The following is a 639-nucleotide window of genomic DNA, read 5'->3' as shown; positions in this document are numbered from 1 at the left end:
GGCCGGCTTCGGGCTCCACCTCGCCGTGCGCGACGGGTGCGCGGCGACGGTCTTCGAGTGGGCCGAACGCCGGCGGGCCGTGGCCGCTCCGGTGCACGCCTCCGGCACCGTCGACCCCGACCGGGTGCGGGCCGCGTTGGGCGGGGCGGCGCTGGTGGAGTTCGTGGTGCATGAGGCGACACTGCTCGCGGTGCTGATCACGGACGGGCGGGTCACGCTGCGGCGGCTGGGGCCCGTGGAGGCGATCACGGAGGCGGTCATCCGGCTGCGGTACGCCCTGCGCAGGCACAGCCTCGGCGACGGCACCGGCTCACACGTCACCGGGCCGCACGACAGCGGAACGCTCGGCACCGGGCCGCACGACACCAGGCCGCGCGGCAGCGGAAAGCACGGCAGCGGGCCGCACGGCAGCGAATCGCTCGGCGGCGGGATGTTCGGGGTGGGCGGGATGGTGGACGAGGCGGCGGTCGAGGTGGAGCGGGCGCTGATGCGGCCGCTCCACGACGAGCTGGGCGACCGGCCGCTCGTGGTCGTGCCCGCCGGGGCGCTGCACACGCTGCCCTGGGCCGCGCTGCCGTGCCTTCGTTCCCGTCCGGTGAGCGTCGCCGCCAGCGCGGCGGCGTGGCTGGCGGCGAGACG

1 pseudogene is annotated in these 639 nt (G+C 77.2%); it reads left to right on the top strand.

The annotated features are described in order from the left end of the window. Window positions 1–639: pseudogene (locus tag DQW85_RS21785) on the top strand (C50 family peptidase); the annotation flags it as partial.

This window comes from Nonomuraea lactucae, from assembly GCF_003313395.1.
GTDB lineage: Bacteria > Actinomycetota > Actinomycetes > Streptosporangiales > Streptosporangiaceae > Nonomuraea > Nonomuraea lactucae.
Note: the sequence above shows the minus strand (reverse complement) of the source record. Positions and strands in the feature narration are given on the sequence as shown.